6 protein-coding genes are annotated in these 5788 nt (G+C 63.9%); 2 read left to right on the top strand and 4 right to left on the bottom strand.

All coding sequences use genetic code 11. The features are described 5' to 3' along the window. On the bottom strand, positions 1-1543 hold a 1543-nt coding region (locus A2J01_RS06020), incomplete at its 3' end, for a TIGR03767 family metallophosphoesterase (RefSeq protein WP_064112312.1). Between the two features lie 233 nt (positions 1544-1776). Between A2J01_RS06020 and groES the strand changes: the two genes are divergently transcribed. Continuing rightward, complete coding sequence (gene groES / locus A2J01_RS06015; RefSeq protein WP_003940763.1) at positions 1777-2076, top strand: co-chaperone GroES; 300 nt, start codon at positions 1777-1779, stop codon at positions 2074-2076. 86 nt (positions 2077-2162) lie between these two features. Further along, entirely contained in the window at positions 2163-3773 is a 1611-nt protein-coding gene (gene groL / locus A2J01_RS06010; protein WP_064112311.1) for a chaperonin GroEL, read from the top strand. A gap of 74 nt (positions 3774-3847) precedes the next feature. Here the strand turns inward: groL and A2J01_RS06005 are convergent, their stop codons facing one another. The 3 genes from A2J01_RS06005 to A2J01_RS05995 all read right to left on the bottom strand — a co-directional run. After that, on the bottom strand, positions 3848-4585 hold the full coding sequence (locus tag A2J01_RS06005; RefSeq protein WP_064112310.1) for an anti-sigma factor: 738 nt from the start codon (positions 4583-4585) through the stop codon (positions 3848-3850). A 1-nt stretch (position 4586) separates the two neighbouring features. Then, the gene (locus tag A2J01_RS06000) at positions 4587-5255 is read right to left on the bottom strand and encodes a sigma-70 family RNA polymerase sigma factor (protein ID WP_007728615.1); all 669 of its coding nucleotides are present in this window, start codon (positions 5253-5255) and stop codon (positions 4587-4589) included. An 88-nt stretch (positions 5256-5343) separates the two neighbouring features. Beyond that, positions 5344-5788 (bottom strand): fasciclin domain-containing protein (locus tag A2J01_RS05995; protein ID WP_064112309.1); only part of this gene is annotated, 445 nt, incomplete at its 5' end.

The following is a 5788-nucleotide window of genomic DNA, read 5'->3' as shown; positions in this document are numbered from 1 at the left end:
CAAGCAACGACACCGTTCCGTCATGGTTGTCCGCGATCTCGATGATGCGTCCGAGTTGCGGGTAGTCGATGTGCGAGGCGGTGTTGATCTCCCAGAAGCCCTGCTCGGGGGTCGCGCCGGGCCACGGGGTGATCTTGTTCTCGTGGGTGTGTCCGTTGACCCAGGCAAGTACGTTCGGGAAACGATGCAGCAAGTCGAGAAGCTGTGAACCGCGCAGGCGTGGCTCGAGGACGTTCTCGGGGTCGGGAATGAGATTGTCCATCGTGTCGCTCGTGTGGTGACTGAACAGCACGAAATACGTGTCACCTCGCGACTCGGTGACGCGAGAGCCCGCGGCGTCGTAGTAGGTGCTGCTGCCGGCGCGCAGGGTGTTCTCGATCCACTGGAACTGAGCGGCGCCCAGCGAACCGTCGACGAGGCCCGCGCGGTTGGTGGAGTCCATGCTGATGCCGACGACGCCCGGTGCGATCTCGAACGAGTAGTAACCGATACCGGTGTCGCCGGCGTCGGGGGCGAAACCGTGTCCGACGGGGCCGGGACCGGTGTGCGCGGGATCAAGATGTGCGGCGATGAACTGTCGCGGTGTGAACGGCGCGCGCGACGGGTCGGGGGTGACCTGGCGCGGCGGCGTCGTGAAGGCGGACAGGATTCCGGGTATCGCACTGGGATCGAACTTGGTGGCGACGTCGATCTGCTTGGCCTGCTCCGGTGAACCAGGCACCTCGAACTTGAGAGATCCCGTGTACATCGCTTCGAGCGGCGGGATGCCGCTGGGCACCGTGCCGGACACCGAATCGTCGTGGTTGCCGAACACGCAGTACCAAGGGGTGTTCAGGCCGGGGCTCGACACGGGCGTGAAAGCGGCACCGAAGAAATCGGGGATCTCCGGGAATCCGGCCTTCTTGTACATGTCGAGCATCGGCGACTCGGGGTTCCAGTAGAGATCGGCACCCGAGTTCTGTACACCCTCGTAGCGGTCCTTGGCACCGGTGTTGGCGACGACGGTTCCGCCGTTGAGTGAGGTGAGGAACCAGTCGAGTTCGGCGAATTCCTTGTTGTCCGTGTTGTCGCCGGTGGTGACGACGGCATCGAAGGGTCGCGACGTGTGCGGGCCACTGCCGATCGAATTGACCCGGCGGACAAGTGAAATCAGCCCGTGCGCCGTCAGGGTCTCCTGGGGGCGGAACGCCGAGCCGGTGATCTGGTGGACGTACTCGAATCGCATGGGGGACTGGGCGTCGACGATGTGGACGTCGGTCAGCTGCACGAGTGAGGCGAGCGCGGTGCGTCGGTCCTCGCGTCCCGACTTCGGCTCGGCCAACTCGCTGCGCACGATGTTCGCCCAACCGGGTCCGGCGGTGAGCTTGGTGTAGCCGCTGCTGCTGACGGGGGTGGACACGGACTCGAGAGTGGTGCCAGGACCTGACGTCGGAATGGTCGACGCGCCTGCATATTGCAGGCCCCACGGCTTGCCAAGGCTGACCGCGCCGACGGCGCCGAGTCCGGCGAAGGTCAGAAAACTACGGCGATTGATGTTCGTCACGAAGTGAACAATAGGTGAACGTGGTGGACGGCTGTCCTGTTTCGCTCTGGACGAAGAGAAAAATGCGCCCAGTCCTTGAGGGTTGGCACTCTCACGTATAGAGTGCCAATTGGCGCTGATCGAGTTCCGGCACCCGCGACGACGGGACTGCAGTGACGCGCCGTAAACGGCATACCCAAACAGCTGTCCGAGGATCGCCTCGGACGCACATACCCCAAAGTGGAGGGCTCATCGTGGCGAGCGTCAACATCAAGCCGCTCGAGGACAAGATCCTCGTCCAGGCCAACGAGGCTGAAACGACGACGGCTTCCGGCCTGGTCATTCCTGACACAGCCAAGGAAAAGCCCCAGGAGGGCACCGTCGTTGCAGTCGGCGAAGGCCGCGTCAACGAGCAGGGCAACCGCATCCCGGTCGACGTCAAGGAGGGTGACACGGTCATCTACTCCAAGTACGGCGGAACCGAGATCAAGTACGCCGGCCAGGAATACCTGATCCTGTCGGCACGCGACGTGCTGGCTGTCGTCTCCAAGTAAGACACACGTGATCCGCCCCGGAGTCCACACAGGATCCCGGGGCGGAATGCGTTCACGCCCCGAAGATTCAGGAGCTGACAGAACAGATGTCCAAGCAAATTGCGTTCAACGAGACCGCACGCCGCGCTCTCGAAGCCGGAGTCGACAAGCTTGCCGACGCCGTCAAGGTGACCTTGGGCCCGCGTGGACGCCACGTCGTGCTCGCCAAGGCATTCGGCGGCCCCACCGTCACCAACGACGGTGTGAGCATCGCCCGTGAGATCGAGCTCGAAGATCCCTTCGAGAACCTCGGCGCACAGCTCGTCAAGGGCGTCGCCACCAAGACCAACGATGTTGCCGGCGACGGCACCACCACCGCGACCGTTCTGGCCCAGGCCATCGTCCGCGGCGGACTCAAGAACATCGCAGCGGGCGCGAACCCGATGGCTCTCGGCGTCGGCATCAACGCCGCAGCCGACAAGGTCGTCGAGGAACTGCTCGCCGCAGCCACCCCCGTCGAGGGCGAGAAGTCGATCGCTCAGGTCGCCACCGTCTCCTCACGTGACGAAGAGATCGGCAAGCTCGTCGGCGAGGCACTCACCCGTGTCGGAACCGACGGCGTCGTGACGGTCGAGGAATCCTCCACCGTTGCAACCGAACTCGTTGTCACCGAAGGTGTTCAGTTCGACAAGGGCTACCTCTCGCCCTACTTCGTCACCGACATCGATGCGCAGAAGGCCGTCTACGAAGACGCGCTGATCCTGCTCCTCCGCGAGAAGATCAGCTCACTTCCCGACTTCCTTCCGCTGCTCGAGAAGGTTGCCGAATCCGGCAAGCCGCTCTTGATCATCGCCGAGGACGTCGAGGGTGAAGTTCTCTCCACCCTCGTGGTCAACTCCATCCGCAAGACCATCAAGGCCGTCGCCGTCAAGGCGCCGTTCTTCGGTGATCGTCGCAAGGCATTCCTCGACGACCTCGCAGTCGTCACGGCAGGCACCGTCATCAACACCGACGTCGGCCTCTCGCTCAAGGAAGCCGGCCTCGAGCTGCTCGGCAGCGCTCGCCGCGTTGTCGTCACCAAGGACGAGACGGTCATCGTCGACGGTGCAGGCACCGCTGACGACATCGCGACCCGCGTTGCGCAGCTGCGTCGCGAGATCGAGAACACCGATTCGGATTGGGACCGCGAGAAGCTCGAAGAGCTTCTTGCGAAGCTGTCCGGCGGCGTGGCCGTCATCAAGGTCGGCGCAGCCACCGAAACCGATCTGAAGGAACGCAAGTTCCGCGTCGAGGATGCGGTCAACGCAGCCAAGGCAGCAGTTTCCGAGGGCATCGTCCCCGGTGGCGGATCGGCTCTCGTTCAAGCCGGTACGGCTCTGATCGGGAACCTCGGCTTGACGGGTGACGAGGCCACCGGCGTTGCCGTGGTCCGCGAAGCCCTCAACGCCCCGTTGTTCTGGATCTCCAGCAACGCAGGCATCGACGGTTCCGTCGTTGTCAGCAAGGTCGCCGAGATGACCAAGGGCGAAGGCTTCAACGCTGCCACCCTCACCTACGGCAACCTGCTTGCCGACGGCGTCGTCGACCCGGTCAAGGTCACTCGCTCGGCAGTGGTCAACGCCGCTTCCGTCGCGCGCATGATCCTCACGACCGAGAGCGCCGTCGTCGAGAAGCCGACCGAGGAAGTTGCCGACACCGGACACGGTCACAGCCACTGACTCGCTGCTCGTAGTTTCCACAAAGAAGAGATCCCCCACCGGATTCCGGTGGGGGATCTTTTTTCGTCTGGCGATCAGATGAGCGGGATCGTTGCGAACGGCTCGCTCGTCGGCTGCTGCGATCCGCCGGGCGGTTCGACAGTGAACGCCAACTTCGTATTCGGACCGATGCCGTCGAGCACCACCTGAGTAGTGGGTTTGACGTCGCCCGGAGCCATCGTCCCCATCGGGATCATCGTGGTGTCGTCGGTGTCGCCCGGCACCAGCCACATCTGGTAGACGGTATCCGGACTCGGGGGAGTCACATCGTTCATCACGAGGACTGCGGCGTCTTCGGAGGGCGAGAACAGCGTCGTGGCACTACCGCCGCCCGGGATGTCACGCGTCGTGGCATGAACGTCGGGTGCTGCCATGATTTCGGACGCGGCGTTCTGCGGCGGCGTGTCGTCGGACAGCGTGCGTCCGATTCCGATGCCGCCGACCAGGATTGCGACTGCGGCGGCCGCCGCAAGAGCCATGGTCCACGGGCGTCGACGGTTACGACGCTCGGCCAGCGAAACCGGGGCGTTGGGAGCCGCGGTCTGTTCTGCGATCGAGGCGAGGACGCTTCTGCGCAGCGACGGCGGGGGCTCGACGGCGTCGACGACGGTCATCGCGGCCATGGTTTCGGCGGTGAGCCGGACCTGGGCGTCGAATTCGGCGTGGGTCGCGGAGTCCGAAGCGGCGAGTCGCCTGTCGACCTCACGGCGCTCGTCTAGGTCCAACGCATCGATCGCGTAGGCGTACGCATAGTCGATCAGCTCTTCGTCCATCTCACATCACCCCCAAACATCCACGTAGGCGCAGTAGTCCGTCGCGAATTCGCGACTTGATCGTGGGAATCGCCACGCCGAGATCTTCGGCCACCTCGCGGTACGTTCGGCCGCCGTAATAGGCGAGAGTCACCGATTGGCGCTGAGTGTCCGTCAGCGTTTCGAGACAGTCGGTGACAGCACGATGCTCGTCTCTTCGTGTCACTTCGTCGCTGACGACGTCGAATTCGGGAGTGGCATTGGTGGTGTCGTAGAGAGCCTGTCGATCCGAACTCGACTGTTCGGAGCGCACGCGATCCACTGCGCGCCGGTGGGCAAGTGTCAGGAGCCAGGAGAGCGCGGACCCCTTGGCGGGGTCGAAGCTGTCGGCTGATTTCCAGGCTTGGAGGTAGACCTCTTGGACCGCTTCCTCGGAGAAACCTGGATCACGGAGTACACGAAGAACCATGCCGTACACACGGGAGCTGGTTCGGTCGTAGAACTCGGCGAAGGCGCTCTGGTCGCCACCGGCGACGTTCGCGAGGATCACTGCCAGCTCGCGTGATTCCGCGATTCGCGCGGTGCGGGCCGCAGAATTGTCCGTCGGGCATGCGTCGGCCGCATCCGACGCATGGTCTGGCTCGCTCACGAAGAGTTGTCTCGCTTCATCGCGTACAACCGTAGCGTGCATGTCCGGTTCTTTTCTCTTGGCCCGCCGTTGGCCGCTGTGCGCCTTTATTAACCGCGGGGGGTTGATAAAGGCGCACAGCAGGTGGGGACTACTGCGGCATCAGCACCGAATCGATGAGGTAGACGGTGGCGTTTGCGGTCTTGACTCCACCGCAGACGACAGTTGCGTCGTTGACCTTGATGTTGTCACCGGATCCGGTGACGGTAACCGTTCCGCCCTCGGCGGTGGGGTGAGTTCCGTCGATCGCGTCAGGGGCGATCTGGCCGGGAACCACGTGGTAGGTGAGGATCTTGGTCAGCGTGGCGCTGTCCGTCTTGAGGCTGTCGATCGTGGCGGGGTCGATCTTGGCGAATGCCGAGTCGATCGGTGCGAAGACGGTGAACTCGCCACCGTTGAGAGTGTCGACCAGGTTGACGTCCGGGTTGAGCTGGCCGGAGACCGCCGCGGTCAAGGTGGTGAGCAACGGATTGTTGGACGCCGCTGTGGCAACCGGATCCTGGGCCATTCCGCTGACCGATCCGGCGCCGCTCGGC

Origin of the sequence: Rhodococcus sp. EPR-134 (assembly GCF_001647205.1) — a bacterium.
GTDB lineage: Bacteria > Actinomycetota > Actinomycetes > Mycobacteriales > Mycobacteriaceae > Rhodococcus_F > Rhodococcus_F qingshengii.
This window is presented reverse-complemented; position numbering and strand designations above follow the sequence as displayed.

Coding starts and splice junctions, on each gene's coding strand:
- A2J01_RS06005 (WP_064112310.1), bottom strand. CDS start 4,585: ATGGACGAAGAGCTGATCGACTATGCGTACGCCTACGCGATCGATGCG.
- groL (WP_064112311.1), top strand. CDS start 2,163: ATGTCCAAGCAAATTGCGTTCAACGAGACCGCACGCCGCGCTCTCGAA.
- A2J01_RS06000 (WP_007728615.1), bottom strand. CDS start 5,255: ATGCACGCTACGGTTGTACGCGATGAAGCGAGACAACTCTTCGTGAGC.